The 20373-nt window shown below is 43.7% G+C and carries 14 protein-coding genes and 2 pseudogenes; 6 read left to right on the top strand and 10 right to left on the bottom strand.

All coding sequences use genetic code 11. The features are described 5' to 3' along the window. Positions 1-57: 57 nt before the first annotated feature. Positions 58-2115 carry a hybrid sensor histidine kinase/response regulator gene (locus tag L1D31_RS00525; RefSeq protein WP_239835152.1) on the top strand — a complete coding sequence of 686 codons (2058 nt, stop codon included), beginning with the start codon at positions 58-60 and terminating at the stop codon, positions 2113-2115. Positions 2116-2152: 37 nt separating this feature from the next. Here L1D31_RS00525 and cqsA read toward each other — a convergent pair whose 3' ends face one another. From cqsA to L1D31_RS00490, 7 genes are all read right to left on the bottom strand, one after another. Beyond that, positions 2153-3334 carry an alpha-hydroxyketone-type quorum-sensing autoinducer synthase gene (cqsA, locus tag L1D31_RS00520; protein WP_239835151.1) on the bottom strand — a complete coding sequence of 394 codons (1182 nt, stop codon included), beginning with the start codon at positions 3332-3334 and terminating at the stop codon, positions 2153-2155. A 217-nt stretch (positions 3335-3551) separates the two neighbouring features. Then, positions 3552-4520 carry a TDT family transporter gene (locus tag L1D31_RS00515; RefSeq protein WP_239835150.1) on the bottom strand — a complete coding sequence of 323 codons (969 nt, stop codon included), beginning with the start codon at positions 4518-4520 and terminating at the stop codon, positions 3552-3554. 118 nt (positions 4521-4638) lie between these two features. Then, positions 4639-6039: a H(+)/Cl(-) exchange transporter ClcA gene (gene clcA / locus L1D31_RS00510; protein ID WP_239835149.1), complete on the bottom strand. Its 1401-nt coding sequence runs from the start codon at positions 6037-6039 to the stop codon at positions 4639-4641. 403 nt (positions 6040-6442) lie between these two features. Then, positions 6443-7420: a GTP-binding protein gene (locus L1D31_RS00505; protein WP_239836350.1), complete on the bottom strand. Its 978-nt coding sequence runs from the start codon at positions 7418-7420 to the stop codon at positions 6443-6445. 96 nt (positions 7421-7516) lie between these two features. Next, positions 7517-8461: a ribosome biogenesis GTPase YlqF gene (gene ylqF, locus L1D31_RS00500; protein WP_239835148.1), complete on the bottom strand. Its 945-nt coding sequence runs from the start codon at positions 8459-8461 to the stop codon at positions 7517-7519. Between the two features lie 284 nt (positions 8462-8745). Further along, positions 8746-9441: a transporter substrate-binding domain-containing protein gene (locus tag L1D31_RS00495; RefSeq protein ID WP_239835147.1), complete on the bottom strand. Its 696-nt coding sequence runs from the start codon at positions 9439-9441 to the stop codon at positions 8746-8748. 110 nt (positions 9442-9551) lie between these two features. Then, positions 9552-11081: a diguanylate cyclase gene (locus L1D31_RS00490; protein ID WP_239835146.1), complete on the bottom strand. Its 1530-nt coding sequence runs from the start codon at positions 11079-11081 to the stop codon at positions 9552-9554. Between the two features lie 240 nt (positions 11082-11321). Here L1D31_RS00490 and L1D31_RS00485 point away from each other — a divergent pair, with 240 nt between their 5' ends. Continuing rightward, a complete protein-coding gene (locus tag L1D31_RS00485) occupies positions 11322-12884 on the top strand; it encodes a PAS domain-containing methyl-accepting chemotaxis protein (protein WP_239835145.1) in 1563 nt (520 codons plus the stop codon). A 29-nt stretch (positions 12885-12913) separates the two neighbouring features. Here L1D31_RS00485 and L1D31_RS00480 read toward each other — a convergent pair whose 3' ends face one another. Beyond that, complete coding sequence (locus L1D31_RS00480) at positions 12914-13876, bottom strand: hypothetical protein (RefSeq protein WP_239835144.1); 963 nt, start codon at positions 13874-13876, stop codon at positions 12914-12916. 151 nt (positions 13877-14027) lie between these two features. Here L1D31_RS00480 and L1D31_RS00475 point away from each other — a divergent pair, with 151 nt between their 5' ends. Further along, positions 14028-14498 (top strand): Lrp/AsnC family transcriptional regulator, encoded by a 471-nt coding sequence (locus L1D31_RS00475; protein WP_239835143.1) that lies wholly within the window; start codon positions 14028-14030, stop codon positions 14496-14498. Between the two features lie 59 nt (positions 14499-14557). Here L1D31_RS00475 and L1D31_RS00470 read toward each other — a convergent pair. Continuing rightward, positions 14558-14950 (bottom strand): annotated as a pseudogene (locus L1D31_RS00470) (phosphatase); the annotation flags it as partial. Positions 14951-15276: 326 nt separating this feature from the next. Continuing rightward, a pseudogene (gene tkt, locus L1D31_RS00465) lies at positions 15277-17241 on the bottom strand (transketolase); the annotation flags it as partial. A gap of 322 nt (positions 17242-17563) precedes the next feature. Between tkt and metK the strand changes: the two are divergent. The 3 genes from metK (at position 17564) to L1D31_RS00450 (ending at position 20352) form a co-directional block, all read left to right on the top strand. Beyond that, positions 17564-18718, top strand: coding sequence for a methionine adenosyltransferase (gene metK / locus L1D31_RS00460; RefSeq protein WP_239835142.1), 1155 nt, complete (start codon positions 17564-17566; stop codon positions 18716-18718). Between the two features lie 276 nt (positions 18719-18994). Further along, positions 18995-19789, top strand: coding sequence for a DUF2189 domain-containing protein (locus L1D31_RS00455; RefSeq protein ID WP_239835141.1), 795 nt, complete (start codon positions 18995-18997; stop codon positions 19787-19789). Between the two features lie 65 nt (positions 19790-19854). Next, positions 19855-20352 carry a SprT family zinc-dependent metalloprotease gene (locus L1D31_RS00450; protein WP_239835140.1) on the top strand — a complete coding sequence of 166 codons (498 nt, stop codon included), beginning with the start codon at positions 19855-19857 and terminating at the stop codon, positions 20350-20352. Positions 20353-20373: the final 21 nt, after the last annotated feature.

Genomic DNA, 20373 nt, shown 5'->3' with positions numbered 1-20373 from the left:
GCTAAAAAGTAGGACTCAACTTAACTCAGTGCATTTTGATTGGCACCAGGAACACTCATGACAGCAGTTCTGGAATCAGTACGTAAGGTATACCAGTATGCGGAGCCCAACTTAACGCTAGTGGGATGGATGGGGCTGCTTGGCTTTCCGACCTATTACTATGTCTGGTCGTATCTATTCCCACAACCCTATGAAAACCTTGCTTTAAGATTACTTTGCTCCGCATTGTTTGCGGTGATCGCGTTTAGGCACTCGTTGCCTAAGTATCTGCAAAAGTACATGCCTCAATACTATTTAGTATCTATCGCGTTTTGTTTGCCTTGTTTCTTTAGCTTCATGATGTTTATGAATCAGTGGTCTACGATATGGGCGATGTCCTTTATGGCGTCTATATTTCTCCATATCTTATTGGTTCACCAGACACGTTTGATGTTACTGCAAGCCGTATTTTCACTGTTGATTGCGTTTTTTGCTGTTTATGGGTTCGATTTTTCTTACGCCATCGAACAGATTGTTTGGCCTTACATACCCATTTTTTTGTTTACTTATGTCTTTGGTAATTTGTTCTACTTCAGAAACCAAGTAGAGCATGAGAGTAAAGTATCCATCGCGAAATCTTTTGGTGCTGGCATCGCGCACGAGATGCGAAACCCTCTCAGCGCTCTAAAGGCTTCTTTTGATGTTCTCAGCTCTCTTCTACCTGATGATAAGTCAAAGTACTCAGACTTTTACCCAATGTCTCATCAGGAGCTGACTATCGCTAGAGAAGTATTGAGTGATGCTGATGAGGTCATACAGTACGGTAATGAAACGATAGACTTATTGCTGACTTCAATTGATGAAAATCGCGTTTCTACCTCGACGTTCAAAAAGCAATCACTCAAGAGGGTAATAGAAGATTCTCTCGCTAGCTTTGCCTATAAAAGCTCTAAAGATAAGCAATCTGTCCAGTTTCACTGTGAAGAGGACGCCGCTTTTTTTGGCAGTGATACCCTCATTAAATACGCATTATACAACTTGCTGAAAAATGCTTTTTACTATCAAAGTGGTGAATATTTTAGAATCAATATCGAATTAAGGTGTTATGAAAAATACAATGTCATGACCTTTCGGGATAATGGTGTTGGTATTGCTCCTGATGTGCTAGAGAATATTTTTAAGGACTTCTATACCTTTGGTAAATCTGGGAGCTATGGATTAGGTTTGCCGTTCTGTCGCAAAGTGATGCAAGCAGTTGGAGGTAAAATCAGCTGTCAGTCGGTGCTTAATGAATGGACGGAGTTTACTTTGACCTTTCCAAAGTACCAATCAGCAAAAGTTGACCATATAAAATTGGATCTGATGAAATCTAAATCATCACTCTATGTTGGTGATACCAGCGTGATTTCTCGTCTTCTCAATGAGCAATCATTCTATAAAGGCTTCACACTCAATACCGTTGATATTGAGCTCGCCAATAGCCGGGAAGAATACGAGTTTGAATATGATCTCATCTTTATTGATTTGGATGCTGTGATTACGTCTCCAAATCAGTTGGCAGCTTTAGAAAATAAACTTCACTTTACCGAAGCACGGATTGTGTTCCTATATGATGAAAACAACCGTTATCACAATGATATTGAAAGGCATTTAACTATTTACCCAGTAGAAAAACATCGCATGTTGCTTGAGCCTGGTCGTGTCTTGGATGAACTCTTCTTTGAGTCACCAGAACCGGATAGAAATCTGCTCCCTCGTAAAGAGGTACGTGTTGGTAAAACTATTGTTATTGCCGATGACAATCATTCTTTACGTACTTACACATCAATCCTGCTTGAGCAGCAAGGATTTGAAGTGATACAGGCGCAAAATGGTCAAGAGGTGTTGGATAAACTACAGAACAATTTGGTTGATTTAGTTCTTATGGACATTGAAATGCCACAACTCAACGGACTAGATGCGGCCAATGCGATTCGCTCTTCTGATCGTGAATATGCCAATGTTCCTATTTTAGGGCACACCGGGGATTCAACATCTGGCGCTATTGATAAAATCCATGAGTCGGGGATGAATGATTATATTATTAAGCCAGCGGGAACTGAGGTGTTGCTAGATAAAATCTCTAATTGGATTTAAGGCTAAGCTCAAGAGCTGAGGTTAGCCTTTATGTTGTCTAAATAAAATACATATCTGGCTGTTCATTAACAAGCTTACAAGTATTTATTATCTGATCTGCATCCGATTTGGTGGTGGAGCTATTTAAAGATAATCGAATTATATTTTTATTTGCTGTTGTGGCTGGTCGACAAAATACAGCACCAAAAATACCATGAGACTCGAGAAAATCGCGTACTCGCTCTGTATTTTTTTCGTCACCGGTCTCAAGAGCAATTATTTGTGTATCGCTACGAATTGTTAAACCTATACTTGATAAGTTCGTTTTTAAATAACGACTTATTTCTTGAAGGTAATCCCGCTCATTGTCATATTTCTTTATGACGTCCAACGTTTTATCTAACCTGTCCAGTTCATGTGGCAACATCGTCGAACTGAAAATAGCAGGATAAGCGACAAAGGGAATACAATCATTAGCCTGATTATTACACCAAATCGCCCCAGCTCGATAAGCGAATGTTTTTGCGAGACTCGCGGTCATGAAATCGACTTGGTGGCTTAGTTTAAGCGATTTAAGGAGCCCAGCCCCTTGCTTGCCATGGGTGCCTAAAGAGTGTGATTCATCAACGACGATTGCGCAACCATACTCTTTGGATAGTAAGACAATGTCAACAAGGGGCGCCATGGTTCCAATTGTACTGTATACGGAGTCAACTAGAACAATACCAGGTCCGTGTCTATTAATCAGCTTATCCAGATGCTTAACGTTATTGTGCATAAAAGGGTGGATGTTTGCCCCCGCAATTCTTGCTCCTTCCCACAATGACATATGTGCAAAGAAATCAATATAGACATTGGTTTCGCTATCACAAATAGTTTGTAGTAGTGCTGTATTGGCAGCCCAACCAGACTGAGAGAGCAAGCAAGACTTAAACCCCACATACTCGGCCAATTTTTTCTCTACTTTGGGTTGAGACGCTTCGTCTCTGAGAAATATCCCTGACATGAAGGGGCTGTTTTTACGCGCCAATATTGAATTTACATGATGATCAATGATTTCAGCGTTATTGGATAAATCGAGATAATCATTACTCTGTAACACGAGGTCATTGTTACTTGGCCTAGCACCTAAAACTAAGTGTTTTCCGTTTTTGTTTTTACGGACAAGATCATCCAGATAGTGTTCTATTTTTTTACTTATAAAATCTGGCAAGGGTGGGTAATGGTTAAGCGTATTCATAATAAATATCCTTTTTGTATAAACCAGTGCCAGCTGACAATGGGATATATGAACCAAAATGGATATAATTTCGACACCCAATATTTATTAGTTTGGAGTCTGTTGCAAATAAAATCATCAACTATAATAACTGATGAAATCTATCTATACGCTGATCCAGCTTACTCTTTGTTTTTAATTGTATTTTTTGCTATTTATTCAGTACGAAATGCTATTTTTATAAATCTTCTTTTTTGCGTGTGACAAAAATTTCTGGCCAATACATTTTGATATAGCCAACTAAGACCCAAGCTACCAGTCCTGTGGCAACACTGAGCTCGAAAAATCCAAATTTGTGAAGCCAGTGCCAATGTGGATGATATTGCTCGAAAAAGCTGGTGAGTCTATGCATGGCAATCGCACTAATCACGGAGGGGAAAGTCACTGCAGCAATAGAAGGTTGAAATTTTAATCTCATCAGCCGGAAGTAGCAGAGGTAAATGGTCAGTGTCATTGTGATTGCAATTCCAGCTAATGCTCCTGTCAATATAGGGTCGGGCTTCTGGAAATTAACCAAATAAGTCGCTAAGGAGAGGTTTATTGGTGCAGCCATGATGGCCAAAGTTGGCCTTGCTCGACGTGGCAACATTCCTTCAAACATCAATCGATATAACACCAGTGGCAGCATAAAGAAGTAGATGGTGATACAAATACTGACGAGAGTTTCTGAAAAAACAGTATGTCCAAACTTGGTTCCTGCCAGTGAGCTACTGATTAGCCCAACTGGATAGAGAAACCAACTGGGAACAATGTTGGACACTTTGAATCGAGTTATCTGGAAAAAGAAGAAAAGAACCATCATGGTGATGTGCAGCAATAAAGCGGCAAACCATAATGGGTAAGCAATCAAAGGGGATATCACTGCCAGATAGTCACATAAGATAAGTAATGCCATACTCATTGGAGCCATCAAGCTACCGCTGAGAGGGTTACGTATGTCATGGATAAAGGTTCTGTAGTTACTGAAATACTTTATCAATACAGGAAACAACAAGACAGCGCCACCTGCGGCTAAGTAGGGACGTATAAACACACCAACTTCAGGAAGGTATAATGCCCATGCATGTCCGAGGCCGATCATCCCTAATGCCAGTGCGGCTTGTGATGGCGGCACACTTTGAAATTGTATGAAGCGTCTCCAGTTCAACTGCTTATTCCTGATTAGCTTGAAATTGATGATGAGGCGATGAGTGAGAGTAATACTCTATGCTACAAATATCTTAAGGCTCAGGATCATATCAAGGCAGTTGGTGACTGCGCAATTATCATTTGGTGTCGCAGGGAAGGTCTTCCTGTCTCAACTTCTCATTTTTTAATGTTCGATGTAACAGTTGGCTATATATTGGCTGTCCACCTAATAATTGAGCGAAAATCACCGCCCCTAAACAGGTGATGATCAGGGGTAAAATAAGATAGTAATTGTTGGTCATTTCGATAACCAAAAGGATTCCGGTAATCGGAGCACGAACGGTTGCGGCAAACAGTGCGCCCATTCCAGCTATGGCAAACATCCCTGGAGAGATCATCAGCTCAGGCATTAGCCCTTTAGCGATCAGCCCGAAAGCATAGCCAAATAAAGTGCCTAGCGCGAGCATAGGGGCGAAGATACCGCCTGGTGCCCCCGATCCAAAACAGATCAGAGTGGTTAAAATACGTGCGACAAATAGCATTAAGAGAACTGCTGCTCCATAGCCACCATTAGTGATGGTTGGGATAAGATCAATACCTCCACCTGTCACTTCTGGCAAATAGAGCAACATGATGCCAAAGAAGCCACCAATACAGCTACCTGTAATGAGATAACGCTTCCGATCGTTCCTATGTAGCTTTACAAAGAGATCTTGGGATAATGTGACAAGACGATTGAATACAACCCCGAACATGCCAAACATTGCGCCTAAAAGTAGGAATAGCCAAAGGGCTGCAAGTTCTGGTGGTTGGTATTGAGGCATTGTGATGACAGCACCTTGTCCGTTAATGGCACGAAATACAATGTTGGCTGCAATGGCTGAAATTATGACTGCTCGTATTGAGATGAGCGAATAACGAAATTGAGGCCTCATTTCCTCGACGACAAACATGATTCCCGCGAGAGGAGCATTAAAAGCGGCGGCTAAACCTCCAGCTGCACCGGAAGCTAGTAGGGAGTGCTTAGTGTCATCATTCTTAACCTGAAAAATATCGGTCACCATACGGCCAATGGCCCCGCCCATTTGTACTGTAGGTCCTTCTCGGCCAAGCACCATACCTGAGCCAAGTGCGCCCATTCCTCCGAAAAATTTAACCGGTAGAACACGCCACCATCGGACAGGGCGGATTCCGTCCATCGCGCCCTCAATTTCGGGGATGCCAGAACCTGCGGCTTCAGGAGCCAAACGATGAACCAAATAGTAACCAATAAAAGCAAGCGCGGCGCTTATTAGGAAGGCAGAGAGCCAGAGTGGCAGCGCACGACCAATTGCTTGCTTTAGCCAGTCAGTTCGAGTTTCGGAGACAAAGTGCACCGCTATTTCGAAGAAGGTGCCTACGGTTCCAGCTAAGAGACCCACGATCAAAGAAAGGAAAAGAACGGAGAGTGGCGTTTTATCTTTTGAGAGAAACTGGTTGATAGCGTCTTTTGGCATGCTGGCTAACAGGGACTGCTTAATTTTCTCTCTTTTAGTCATATAGGTGCACCCTTGTACGATTTATTTCGCCATTAGAAATAATAATGTTTTCAGCAAGAATTATACGCTTGTGCAGGCTTAACTATAGCGTCAAGAATGAAAATTTGATTTTCAAATATGGAGGGAATACCAAGATCGAGAAATAGATAAGAATTGGCATGAGATCACGTTTCTTACCTTGCACTTTGGTGGTTTTGAACCATAGTTAAGAGGTAAGGCAATCTGAACCGACCCGCATGGAGGATTTGCAGCCTTACCTACAATTTGGATGGATTCAACAAATCTTTTTGTGATCCTCGTTTTATTATCAGGGTGCAGCCACAGATGGCCTTGATTCGCAGACTCACGATTGAGTAACGAGGGATAGGGCGCACTTAATAGTGCGCCTTTTGTCGTCTAGGGCTTAGCCTAGCTTTGCGATATGTTTGAGTACGGTTTCTAATTGGTCCCATGGCAAAAGCTCGGTATCAATAACTTCCAGTCGACTTTCAAAACCTTCCAGTGACATTTGGTTCACCGATACGACACCATTACTGACATTAAATGAGTAACAACCTTTATCGGTATTCATGACGCCCTTTACTCGCTCTGCTGTTAAATCAGAAAGCATTGAAAACAGTTCATCAAAATCAAACGTAACTTCTGCTCCGAACAGCCAGCCACAGCTAAAGTAACCTTGCCCTTTGTTTTCTTTACGCATCATGGTTTGATCAGGAGCGAGCGCAAACTGAGGCTCAGCTTCTGCATGTTGATGATGGTGAGCCTCGATATTGTCGGACGTCGTTGGGTTTCGTCTTGGGTTATCGAGAAGTTCGATAGGGAAGCGCCCCTGTTTGACTAACTGGCTGTATATTTTGGGTGGATTTTGATCCGCCACCCAATCGTTAAACGCATCCACATCGCTGACATGGCACTCATCGACTTTATTGCCAATGACGATATCTGCAATACTGAGCTGGTCAATAAAATTCTGATTTTCAAGATATTTAGGGCGTGAAAGGTTACGAGGATCGACGAGTCCAATTGTCGCTCTGAGATCAATGTAATCTCTGAACTGAACAGATGTCAGAGTTGCAAGTATCTTATGTGCATGGCCTAAACCTGTGGGTTCCACAATAAGTCGATCTGGTTGTGTGCGAAGTAGAGCGGTGATTGCGACAGAGGTAGGAACTCCAGCGGCACAACACATGCAGCCCCCGGGGACTTCTTTGATCATCGCGCCTTGCTCGGTCAACATCGCCCCATCAATACCGATTTCACCGAACTCGTTAACCAGTACAGCCCAGTTCTCATCGGCTGGCTTCTCTTTTAGAAGGTTTAGAATAGCGGTGGTTTTTCCGGTACCTAGAAAACCAGTAATGATATTGGTTGGAATTTTCATCATGCAACACTCTTGGAAAATAACTGCATTGACTATATCAAAAGATGTGTGGAAACGAGCATAAAAAAACGGCGGTAAATACCGCCGTTGTTCTGTCTATCTTTTGTTTTTGAGATAACGTTTTCTACGTTCTTCTTTTTTCTTGGCTTTTTCTTCGGCTTTTCTCGCCGCTTCGATTTCGACTTCAACAAGCTCTTTAGTGATCATTTCGGGCAACTCAAGCGTCACTTGTCCTAATGTGCCATTACGTAGCTCGTGAAGTAAAATTTCTGAACACTTGTGTAGATCAACTCGCCCACCCGAACGTAAAGCTCCTCTGCGGCGACCAATCTCTTCCATCAGCTCTATGTCGCTTTCAGGCATTTCTTCGATCTGATAGCGTTCCTTCAAACGTTCAGGGTAGGCTTTTGCTAAGTATTCGACAGTGTAAAAGGCGACCTCTTCATATTCCATCGCCGTGTCCTTAACCGCTCCGGTTGCCGCTAGGCGAAATCCACTGTGTGGGTTTTCAACTTTAGGCCATAAGATTCCTGGTGTGTCAGACAAGACGATACCATTTTGAAGATTAATACGTTGTTGGCGGCGAGTTACCGCTGGCTGATTGCCTGTCACGGCAATTGTACGACCCGCTAGCGTATTGATGATGGTCGATTTGCCTACATTCGGTATGCCCATGATCATGGTGCGAATGTTTTTACCAATCTCTTCACGGTGTGGGGCTAACTTACGACAAAGCTCGAGGATTTTATGCACTTCTTGTGTGTTAGAAGTGGTAATGGCCATCGCTTTGACGTTGTGCTCTTTTTCGAAGTGATCAATCCATAATTGTGTTAGCTCTGGGTCAGCAAGGTCGCGTTTGTTTAGTACTTTTACGACAGGCTTTTCACCACGGATTTCAGAAATCATTGGGTTCTCACTACTGAATGGGATGCGGGCATCCAGCACTTCGATAATGACATCCACTTGAGGGATCGCTTCTTCAATTTCTTTGCGGGCTTTGTGCATATGCCCAGGAAACCATTGAATTGTATTGTTAACCATTTGAAAATATTGCCTTTTTATTTAATGGTTTAATCTGCTGTGTGATTTTAAAAATAACAAAGCATTGGCACATCACAAGTTTAAGAGGCCAAACTTTACGCCTAGCAGATTGACTTGGTCGCAATCTTATCACTGACCGGAGTTTTCTCATAACAATGGCCTAGATAAACCAACTTGTATTTCTGAGCGCTTGTTTACGCTCAACGGAGGAAGAAGGCTTAGTCTGGCAAGCTAGTCGGTTTATTATTATGACGGCTAATGCATTAGATACTGGTTTAGTTACTTCATAATGGCAGTTGCTTCTTCTGCCTGTCTGCGACTAATTCTCTTACCGCTTGTTCCAGTTGGGGGAGTAAATGCTTGTTGGAGATATGAATATAGTGGTAGAGAGGCTCATAGAGTACTGCGCTGCTTACCGGTTTTATATCGGGATATTTTGATTTCAGGACATCGTAAACAGCTTCAGGTGCTAGCCACAAATCAGCGCGACCTTTGCTCACCATTAGAGCGGCTTGCTCGGCATTCTCGACTAGGAATAGACGTTTGTAGTCTTTGACCTTGTCAACAAATCTCATTCCTAGTTGAGATACTAATATTTTACCGGATACTTCTTCTAGGCGGTTATAAAACTGCCCTTCGAAACCGTATACGTAAATGCTGATGTAGTAGAGAGGAACGTCTACCTTGAGCATATTTGCATCATTGGCGAGGTTTGAAATTCGTAAGTCTAACCCTTGATATCGTCCTTCACTGACTGCTCGTATGGCTCTTTCATTGGGTAAGTAAGCAAACTCGACATTGATTCCCAATTTGTTGTAAATCTGCTTTAAGTCATCCACTAGAGTGAAGCCCACGACCTCATTCAGCGTCCTACTTTGGTAAACTTCACCAATGGCGATAACGACAGGTTCTGAGTGAACCGGGCGCATAAAAAGCAGGAGGAAGGTTAACCAACAATAAGAGAAAAACTTGGTAAGCATTATCGAGATCGCTTCTTATGGGTATACCACTTATATAGTCTATTTAGAATGGAAGATAAATGAAGGGCACTCCAATATGTGTTTACTTTTAACTTGAGTCAGAAGAAGGCTTAGCTTGCCGCCATGATACGATAGCCGTTTCTTCCTTCCTGCTTGACCATATAAAGGGCTTGATCCGCAAACTGGAATAAACTTGTTAAGTGTTCATATGACGTTATCTGCTTTGAGGTCGCCCCCGCGCTTACAGTAATAAATGGACTTGTCGGTGAGTATGCGTGCTCAATAGCCAAACTGCTGATTGCTTGAACTAGTTGATTAAGGTATCCATTAAGATCCAGCTCTATGTCACTAGCAAGAATCACACAGAACTCCTCACCACCGTATCGGCTGACTAAATGTTCATAGGGTGATTCGACGGTATTCAGTGCTGCGGCAATATGACATAACGCATGATCGCCTGCCATATGTCCGTAGTTATCATTGTATTGCTTGAAATGATCAACATCGACAAGTATGACACCGATTTGGTTATAGTCTAATTCTTCAATGAAGTGTTTGGCCATCTCGTACAGATGACGACGGTTTGCAATCCCTGTTAATGGATCGATGATAGATTGTTTTCTGAGTAATTCCCGTTTTTCATCGAGCTCTGTAATTAAGTTGTTGATGTCACGAGCGAAGCCTCTCATCTCCTTAGAAATAAAAGTCGCTTCGTTGGGCAGCATGTCACCGGATTTTTGAAATTGACGCAGCGCTTTTTGTGCATTTCCAAGTGGTTTGATCAATTTGGAAACTACGGTTAGGTTAAACGCAAACATGACCAGTGCAAAGCAAGCGAGTACGCTGGCTTCTGAGAAAGTGAGAAAAGCGGGATGCTTTTCACTGTGAGTGATTTCGATAGCGATATTATCACCATCAAGAAAGTCATCGCGATATATAATGGATACGTTATCTGGCAGGGTACTGTGGACAGATTCATGCTCGCTAAGTGGATGAACAGTAATCTTTACACCCGTGGCAGCTTCTATTTCAGAGATAAAATCATCACGAATTTTACGAATAAAGACGATATAGCCAAAATTGCATGACTTGCCATCGCTCAAGCAAATTCGAGCTGAGGCGAGGATATAAGGCGAATTTTTATATACCGCATACTGGATATGCGAGGCAATCTTAGCGCTTGAGGCATTTATCGATTGCTCAAGCAGTTTATGCACAACTTCAGGGTCATTGAGAGCAATAAACTGCTCTGAACGGATGCGACCATCTTCGTACAAAGCGCTCCATGTGACGTCTAGCTGATCATTAAAAATGATGATGCCGTTAAGCAGCTTAGATTCGAAAGCGTGGGGTCCAATACTATCTTGGATAAATGAGTCATTCGGATTTTGAACGAATTGCGCTAATGTTGTCCAGGCAGCGTAATCTTCTAAGGAGGCCCTCAGTTCAAGTTCTTCCATTTTTAGAACAGTTTGTACGCGTTCAATTTCGAGGCGTTGCCGTTTCTGTGATGCCTCTATCGCAAGCTCATGACTCCATAATGCCTTAAACGAAAAGTAAAACATTAGAAATAAGAGAACGACAGAGATAGAAACCAGAATGGTAAGCTGTTTGAGACTGAAGTGTTTTAATTTATACACTAATAAAGGGTTACCTGAGAAACTGAGCAAAATTGCACCGTTATTGTAGAGATCATTTTCTATTTGAGCCAGTAGTTAACAGATTAGTTAGTTGAAATAGAGAGGAAGTGATTGTGTTTAAAATAAAAAAACTCCTCAAATAATCCAAAAGTGTTACATGAGATCACTTTAATATTTTGTCATGATTTGAATTATTGTTTATATTTCCGTGCCATATAACTACAACAAAAGTTTACCCTAATGAGTGCTAACCAAACTTCGTCAGACTGTGAAACTCTTCTTGATACCAACGAACAACTTGTCTCAACAACCGATCTTAACGGCGTTATTACCTACAGTAATGAAGCCTTTTGTCGTATAGCCGAATTCACTCAGGATGAGCTGCTGGGTCAAAATCACAATATTGTACGCCATGATACGATGCCAAAGGCGGCATTTGCCGACATGTGGGCAAATCTTAAGCAAGGCAAAGCTTGGCGCGGAATTGTAAAAAATCGTACTAAATCCGGTGGCTACTACTGGGTGGATGCCTATGTTACCCCGATTTACGACAACGGAGAAATGACCGGTTACCAATCTGTGCGCGTTAAGCCTAAGCGAGAGTGGGTTGTGGTCGCAGACAAAGCCTATCAATCATTGCTAAAGGCAGAACGTTCAGGAAGAAATTGGTCATTGCAAATCGGCGACTCACTTCGTTATGCCATTTTACTGGGTTCTCTTTCAGCACCTGTTATAGCGAATTTACTGTCACTGGAAGGTGGCGCAAGCTGGTTGTCTAGCTTCCTACCGTTTTCTGTCGTTGCCTTGCTCTTTAGACAGGAGTTAATTGACACGCCAAAGCAATTGAAAGAACTCCAGTCTAAGTACGACAGTGTTAGTCGTTTGATTTACTCCGGGAGCAGCAAATTTTCTATCGCTGACTTCCATATTAAATTACTGTCTGCACGCATTCGCACTGTGTTAGGTCGTATGACGGACTCAGCTAAGCCTCTTCAGGATTTGTCGGACGGTTTGAGTGCAACAACATTACAAGTCACCCAAGCGCTGGAGCAGCAGACTAAAGACATTCGTCAAGTACGTGAGGCAACTGAAGAAGTGGAAGCGTCGGCCAATGAGGTATCAACCAGCACACATGAGGCACATGACCTTATTGATGTGACACTAAAAACCTGCTTATTGGCAAAAGATACGATCGATAAAACACATGAAAACCTCGGGCAACTAAGCGTGCAAGCAGAGAAAGCGACGAATACCACTTATCAACTGAGTGAGCAGGCTCAAAATGTTAGCCAGATGATGCAAGAAATTGGTGGAATTGCGGAACAAACGAATTTATTGGCTCTTAATGCAGCGATTGAAGCGGCTCGGGCTGGTGAGCAGGGGAGAGGTTTTGCTGTTGTTGCAGACGAAGTGAGAGCACTGTCTGGCAGAACTTCAAATGCGACAGTTCAAATTAAAGACAGCATTGAAACTATGCTGACTACTATAGAGAATTGGCAACGTGACATCATCACTAACCGTGAACAAACGCAAGCTTGTGGTGCAGTTGCAGAAGAAAGCGCTAAGCGTTTATCTGAAGTGGAAACCATGATGCAATCAATGAACGATTTGATGACTACGGTTGAAGATGCAGCGACTAAACAGCGCCAGCTTTCCGGTGATGTGAACCTGCACATTCAGTCAATTGCCTCCGCCGCTGAGCAGAACTTAGCAGCAACACACTCTGTAAATCAGCACTCACAAGAATTGCGGAATCAAGTTAGAGAGTTTTATCAGTTGGCCCAGCGTTTTGAAGAGAAATAAAAGCGCCCTGCTAATCAGCAGGGCGATAGTCATGGCTGAACGCTTTTATACAAATATCGTTGACACGTTGCCTCACTGACCCGTTTAAGGAGCTGTGAAATGATGGCGACTACGATCAATGCAAAGGCCAGTCTTCCCCAGAATATAGTGATAAAATCTGCGCCAATTAGGAGCACAAGGATGGTGTCTTCAATCATGCTATGAGCGAGATTGAGTAGCATGACAGCGGTAAACACATCTCTCGCGGGTATATGCCCGCGTTTGGCTTCGTTAATCAACAGGCCACCCCCGAAAGAAATGCCCAGAGTAATGCCAATAATGGTCATGTTGGTGGCTTCTCTACTGATGCCAAGTGCTGAAAGTATCGGTTTCAGCGCGACTGCCATTAACTTTTCAACGCCTAGTAGCTTCAAAACTCTCAAAGAGAAGAGTAATACAGCAATGATAACGAAGATGGCGAGTAAATTTTCCACTTGAGACCATGCCCATTCTAGATGGTTTTGTTCTGGTGGAATCTCGGGGTTCCAAACGATTTGTGCAGGTGTGTTCAGTAGATCTCCAAACTGGTAAAGCTGATGAAGAAGCCAAGCAAAGACTAAACCACCACCCACTCTGAACAGTGTTGTGATCGTTAGGCTTACTCCTGCTCGTTTGGCTATCGCAGCTTCAATTGGTATCGAATGGGCTATGAGCATTAAAGAACCGAGAATCGATACCTGAGCAACGGTCAGCTCACTATTAGTGCCCATAAAAATCAACAATCCGGCGTACATATTGGTCAGTAAAGTTGTTGCCCAAACCAGCCCCATTTCATCGGGTAAACCGATAAGGTTCATCAAAGGGCTAAGCCATTCGCTTAGCAGAGCAATACCGCCGAGCTCCTCTATTCCTTTAATGACGATGATGATAGGAATCATCACTTTGTAAAGTGTCCAAGTGACATCGAATATTTCTTTAAGGAGATCGCGAAAGAATTTGCGTGCACTTTCCATGATAAGTTCCGCTTAGAATAATTAGATAGCTCAAATGCTAATAGACTTAAGAGAAATTTGGAGTTCAATTTTCAAGGAAAATGTAAGTTAAAATTTCTTTTTTATTTAACTTTCGTGTTAAAGTTTTTTAAAAATGGCTTTTTAAGAAACTATGGAAATTGATCGTTTAGACAGGAAGATTTTAGCGATTTTACAGAAGAATAATCGCATCGCGAATGTCGAGTTGGCAGAGGAAGTTGGCTTATCTCCACCCGCTTGTTTGAAAAGAGTAAAGAGGCTGAGAGAGGAAAAGGTGATTATTGGTGATGTGTCGATCATCAACCCCGAATTGGCTGGAAATAAGATGAACTTGATTGTTTCCGTCGAAATGGAGCGGGATAGACCTGATATATACAGTGTTTTTAGACAGTCAGTAATGAAAGCCCCCGAAGTGACTCAATGTTATCAGATTACGGGTGGATACGACTTTATGTTGGTTGTGAGTGTGCCAAACATTAGTGCTTACGAGAAGTTCATTGAACGCGTGTTACATCAAGATAAAAATATTCGAAAGTTTCAGACGTCTGTCTCTACTCGCACCGTCAAATTTAGTACTGAAGTGAATGTCGAAGAGATTGAATAACGCCCAGTCCATTTACTGAGCTGGGCTTTGAGAATTAGGTTGTGTTATATGTCTGGGTTTTAATAAAGTGAACTAAACTCTTCGATACGTGGTTTGCCACGTAAAAGGAGAAAGTTTAAGAACCTTGCAGTTGAGGTTGTAATGATTTTCTCTTCAGCAACCTTGTGTTGTTGAAGTAACTTCTTTGCTAAATCTAGCCTTGCGATTTCATGGCAAAAGTGAGCATCAGAGCCCGTTGTAAAGTAGACACCTACTTGTGAACCTAACTCAACAACTTCACTGCCTTTACGGCTTTTGCCTGTTAGGGAAGTGTTGTGTACTTCAATTGCAACGTTATGTTGCTTAGCGCATTCAAGGACCGTTCTGAGTTCAAATGGGTAATTAGGATTACCAAGGTGGCCGAGCGCATCGACTTTACCACTCTCAATAACATTGATCAAAGTTTGAGTATACTGACGGGGGGCGGTGTGAAGTTTATCACGGTGTAAATTTATTAAGCCGTCTTGGTTGCTCACTTTCTTTAAGTTTTTTGCTCCAATTCGTGTATAAAAAAATGCCCCGCTAAGATAGCGGGGCATTGATTATCGAGATGTAGAGATTAATCTAGTAGCTCTTTCGCTGTGTTCACTACGTTTTCTGTTGTGAAACCGAACATCTTGAACAGTTCACCTGCTGGTGCAGACTCACCGAAGGTTGTCATACCGATGATACGACCGTCGAAACCAACGTACTTGTACCAGAAGTCAGCGATGCCCGCTTCTACAGCGATACGAGCTGTTACGTCAGANGTTGTGAAACCGAACATCTTGAACAGTTCACCTGCTGGTGCAGACTCACCGAAGGTTGTCATACCGATGATACGACCGTCGAAACCAACGTACTTGTACCAGAAGTCAGCGATGCCCGCTTCTACAGCGATACGAGCTGTTACGTCAGAAGGCAGTACWGMTTCACGGTACTCAGCGTCTTGCTTGTCGAACGCGTCTGTTGCAGGCATAGATACTACGCGTACCTTCTTACCTTCAGCAGTCAGTTCAGCCGCAGCGTTCACCGCAAGCTCAACTTCAGAACCCGTTGCGATAAGGATAAGCTCTGGCTTGCCTTCACAATCTTTCAGGATGTAGCCACCGCGAGCGATGTTTGCMACTTGCTCTTCGTTACGCTCTTGCTGTGCAAGGTTTTGACGAGAGAAGATTAGCGATGTTGGGCCATCTTTACGCTCGATTGCCAGTTTCCAAGCGACTGCCGATTCCACTTGGTCACATGGACGCCATGTGCTCATGTTTGGCGTTAGACGTAGAGAAGCCATTTGCTCAACTGGTTGGTGAGTTGGGCCATCTTCGCCAAGACCGATAGAGTCGTGCGTGTAAACTTGGATGTTCTGCACTTTCATCAGAGCCGCCATACGCATTGCGTTACGCGCGTATTCCATGAACATTAGGAAAGTTGCACCGTATGGTACGAAACCACCGTGTAGAGCAATRCCGTTCATGATAGCCGTCATACCGAATTCACGAACACCGTAGTGGATGTAGTTACCGGACGCATCTTCAGCTGATACCGACTTAGAACCAGACCACATGGTTAGGTTAGAAGGGGCAAGGTCAGCCGAACCACCWAGAAATTCAGGTAGCATAGCACCGAACGCTTCTAGTGCATTTTGAGACGCTTTACGTGATGCRATGTTCGCAGGATTTGCTTGAAGGTCAGCAATGATTTGTGTTGCTTTCTCTTCCCACTGTGCTGGTAGTTCACCGTTTACGCGGCGTTTGAATTCTGCTGCAAGCTCTGGATATGCTGCTTCATAAGCTGCAAGTTTCTCGTTCCACGCTGCTTCCTTAGCTTCGCCTGCTTCTTTCGCATCCCATTGCGCGTAGACATCTTGCGGAATTTCAAACGGACCGTACTCCCAACCTAACTCTTTACGTGTCGCTGCAATTTCTTCAGCGCCTAGCGGAGCACCGTGACAGTCGTGTGAACCAGACTTGTTAGGTGAACCAAAACCGATGATGGTCTTAGTACAGATTAGAGTAGGGCGAGGGTCAGCTTTCGCTGCAACAATAGCGGCATTGATCGCTTCTGGATCGTGACCGTCTACTGCAGGGATTACGTGCCAACCGTAAGCTTCAAAACGCTTAGGTGTATCGTCAGAGAACCAACCTTCAACGTGACCATCGATAGAAATGCCGTTGTCATCCCAGAAAGCGATCAGTTTACCAAGGCCTAGCGTACCCGCTAGAGAACAGGCTTCGTGAGAAATACCTTCCATCAGACAGCCGTCACCCATGAATGCATAAGTGAAGTGGTCAACGATGTCGTGGCCTTCTTTGTTGAACTGTGCTGCTAGAGTCTTCTCAGCTAGCGCCATACCCACAGCGTTCGTGATACCTTGACCTAGAGGGCCGGTGGTTGTTTCGATACCCGGTGCGTAACCGTACTCAGGGTGACCCGGAGTCTTAGAGTGCAGTTGACGGAAGTTCTTTAGATCATCGATGGACAGCTCGTAACCCGCAAGATGAAGCAGAGAGTAAATCAGCATAGAGCCGTGGCCGTTTGAAAGCACAAAGCGGTCGCGGTCAGCCCACTCTGGGTTTGCTGGGTTGTGGTTTAGGTGAGAGCGCCAAAGAACTTCAGCGATATCCGCCATCCCCATAGGTGCGCCTGGGTGACCAGAGTTGGCTTGTTGTACGCCGTCCATGCTAAGAGCACGGATTGCATTTGCTAGATGTTTACGGGAAGACATGTCTGCTCCTGAATGCGTTAAGCGAAAAACTAATTTTGGTGGGCGATTATTCTCTCAAAGGCGCCTGAGCTCTGCAAACGTTTTACCGTCTGAATACAGGAGATTTCCGCCTATTTTCCACCGTTTCTATCAAAGTTATTAATATTTAACTCTTTAGAAGCAAACGTTTGGATATGTATTAAATTAAAAAAGAGCTTGTAATTCAAACAATGAAAATTAGAATAGACGTCTAGATGTAGATACACCTACAATTATTAATATTATTCAATGTCAGTGATTAAACACATTCACTGACTCTAAACCAAATTAAAGTGGAGCTAACATGGCTAAGCACCTGTTTACTTCTGAGTCGGTATCAGAAGGCCATCCAGACAAAATTGCAGATCAGATTTCTGATGCAGTCCTTGATGCGATTCTTGAACAAGACCCAAAAGCCCGTGTTGCGTGTGAAACATACGTGAAAACAGGCATGGTAATGGTCGGTGGTGAGATCACCACCTCAGCATGGGTAGACATCGAAGAGCTTACTCGCCAAACTGTGCGTGAAATTGGTTATGTAAACTCTGAAATGGGTTTTGATGCCGATTCTTGTGCGGTACTGAACACCATCGGTAAACAGTCTCCAGATATCAACCAAGGGGTTGATAAAGCGGATCCAAAAGAGCAAGGTGCGGGTGACCAGGGCATCATGTTTGGCTACGCGACGAACGAGACCGACGTGCTAATGCCAGCTCCAATTACGTACTCTCACCTACTTGTTCAAAAACAAGCGGAAGTGCGTAAAAACGGCACACTTCCTTGGCTACGTCCTGATGCAAAATCTCAGGTAACCTTCCAATACGACCAAGGTAAGATCGTTGGTATTGATGCTGTTGTTCTTTCGACTCAGCACTGTGATTCAATCTCTACTCCAGATCTACGTGAAGCGGTTATGGAAGAGATCATCAAGCCAGTTCTACCATCAGAGTGGCTAAACAAAGACACTAACTTCTTCATCAACCCAACTGGCCGTTTTGTTATCGGTGGCCCAATGGGTGACTGTGGTCTGACTGGTCGTAAGATCATCGTTGATACTTACGGTGGTGCTGCTCGTCATGGTGGTGGTGCCTTCTCTGGTAAGGATCCATCAAAAGTTGACCGCTCTGCGGCTTACGCTGCACGTTACGTTGCGAAAAACATCGTTGCGGCTGGCCTTGCTGACCGTTGTGAGATTCAGCTTTCTTACGCAATCGGCGTCGCTGATCCAACATCTATTATGGTGGAAACATTTGGTACTGAAAAAGTATCTCAAGAGATCATTGTTGAAGCGGTACGCCAGCACTTCGATCTTCGCCCATACGGCCTACAAGAAATGCTGAACCTACTTCAACCAATCTACAAGAAAACAGCGGCATACGGCCACTTCGGTCGTGAAGAGTTCCCATGGGAAGCGACTGATAAGGCTGCACTTCTACGCGACTTCGCTGGCCTTAAGTAATTTAAATTACCGCACTAATTTGCTATTCAAGGGCTTCTGGGGAACCAGAAGCCCTTTGTTTTTGTACGCAAAAATCAAACAACAAATTTGTATTTTTTTGTCATGGGGTCAATAGTTAACAATATGTTAAAAGAGCAAGCTTAAAGCTAAGTGAGTTTCTTCTAACAAGTTAAAAAGATGCGCAGCTTACCCAGCAGTCGCAAAGCCGAGCATCGAGTTCCATGTCACCTTGAAATAGCGGGTGGCCTATGACCGAGAATCGATCAAGGAGGATGTATGCCTCGTACGGTGAATCCACAAGACTTCAACGAGAAACGCAAGGAAGTCCCAGATAACGAATACGCACGTACTATCCCGTGCAATCAGCTCAGCATGTCGGCCCCGTTTCATTGGCTATCACTAGGGCTACACGATTTTGTTCGCATGCCACTTATCAGTGCCTTTTACGGTTTGTGTTTTATGGCAGCAGCGATTGGTATTGTTTTATTAGTTCAATGGCAAGGCACACACTTAGTCGTGATGCCAAGTTTGGTCGTTTATATGTTGATTGGTCCTTTCTTAGCTCTAGGACTCTATGACGCTAGTTGGGAACGAGAAAAAGGCCATAAGGCTAGCTTGATTCACTCCATGAAAGCCATTGGACGCAATTCTTCATCACAATGGGCATTTGCTGTCATGCTCGCCGTGTGTATGATTTTCTGGATGCGTATTGCCGCGCTGCTTCATGCGCTTTACCCATCCGTTCAAGGTGCTCCATTAACCGATTTCCTACCCTTCCTTGTTATCGGCTCTTTAGTCGGCATGGTACTGGCAGCAATTGTGTTTAGTATTTCAGCCTTCTCCATTCCTCTGATGATGGAACGACGGGTTGATATGATGACAGCTGTGTTCACCAGCTTTAACGCGGTCAAGTCAAACATTCCTACGATGATCGTATGGGCCGGCGTGATCTGTGGCGGTATCTTAATTGGCTTTGCGACTTACGGAATCGGCATGTTATTTACGATGCCCATTCTTGGCTACGGTACTTGGCACGCCTATCATGAAACCATCAAGAAAAAGCACCATTAGCACCAACGTCTAATCCAGTATATGATTCGCCCCTTATCTAAGGGGCGAATTTTTTGGAGATGAATTTGGATACAGAGCTTAGCTATCGCGTACAACAAGTGGTCGCTCGCTATATCGTAACGGCTCAACATGCTTTTCAGCGTTCATTTTCTTTCCCTTCTATCAGCTACAAACTGAGTGGTAAAGCCGCAGGCAAAGCCTACCTCCAGCTTAATGAAATTCGTCTCAATCCAATTTTATTTATCGAAAACCAGCAAGCCTTTTTCGATGAAGTGATTCCGCATGAAGTCGCTCACTTGGTGACCTATCAAGTCTATGGCAGGGTCAAACCTCACGGCAAAGAATGGCAATCGGTCATGGAAAACGTGTTCGGCGTCCCTGCTCGTACTACACACAGTTTTGAAATTTCTTCCGTACAAGGGAAAACCTTCGAGTATCGCTGCGGATGCCAGATCTATCCGCTAACCATCAGGCGTCATAATAAAGTTCTACGTCAGCAAAGCAGCTATCGCTGCCAGAACTGCCAACAACCCCTTACGTTTACTGGCAGACAACTCTCATAACTCAACGTACTATCAGTAAAA

The organism is Vibrio sp. Isolate23 (assembly GCF_022398095.1).
GTDB lineage: Bacteria > Pseudomonadota > Gammaproteobacteria > Enterobacterales > Vibrionaceae > Vibrio > Vibrio coralliilyticus_A.
This window is presented reverse-complemented; position numbering and strand designations above follow the sequence as displayed.

Bases quoted from the DNA above. Each gene is read 5' to 3' on its own strand.
- clcA (WP_239835149.1), bottom strand. From the start codon at position 6,039: ATGACTAAAAGAGAGAAAATTAAGCAGTCCCTGTTAGCCAGCATGCCA.
- L1D31_RS00475 (WP_239835143.1), top strand. From the start codon at position 14,028: ATGGAAATTGATCGTTTAGACAGGAAGATTTTAGCGATTTTACAGAAG.
- L1D31_RS00495 (WP_239835147.1), bottom strand. From the start codon at position 9,441: ATGCTTACCAAGTTTTTCTCTTATTGTTGGTTAACCTTCCTCCTGCTT.
- L1D31_RS00480 (WP_239835144.1), bottom strand. From the start codon at position 13,876: ATGGAAAGTGCACGCAAATTCTTTCGCGATCTCCTTAAAGAAATATTC.
- L1D31_RS00485 (WP_239835145.1), top strand. From the start codon at position 11,322: ATGAGTGCTAACCAAACTTCGTCAGACTGTGAAACTCTTCTTGATACC.
- cqsA (WP_239835151.1), bottom strand. From the start codon at position 3,334: ATGAATACGCTTAACCATTACCCACCCTTGCCAGATTTTATAAGTAAA.
- metK (WP_239835142.1), top strand. From the start codon at position 17,564: ATGGCTAAGCACCTGTTTACTTCTGAGTCGGTATCAGAAGGCCATCCA.
- L1D31_RS00455 (WP_239835141.1), top strand. From the start codon at position 18,995: ATGCCTCGTACGGTGAATCCACAAGACTTCAACGAGAAACGCAAGGAA.
- L1D31_RS00505 (WP_239836350.1), bottom strand. From the start codon at position 7,420: ATGAAAATTCCAACCAATATCATTACTGGTTTTCTAGGTACCGGAAAA.
- ylqF (WP_239835148.1), bottom strand. From the start codon at position 8,461: ATGGTTAACAATACAATTCAATGGTTTCCTGGGCATATGCACAAAGCC.
- L1D31_RS00525 (WP_239835152.1), top strand. From the start codon at position 58: ATGACAGCAGTTCTGGAATCAGTACGTAAGGTATACCAGTATGCGGAG.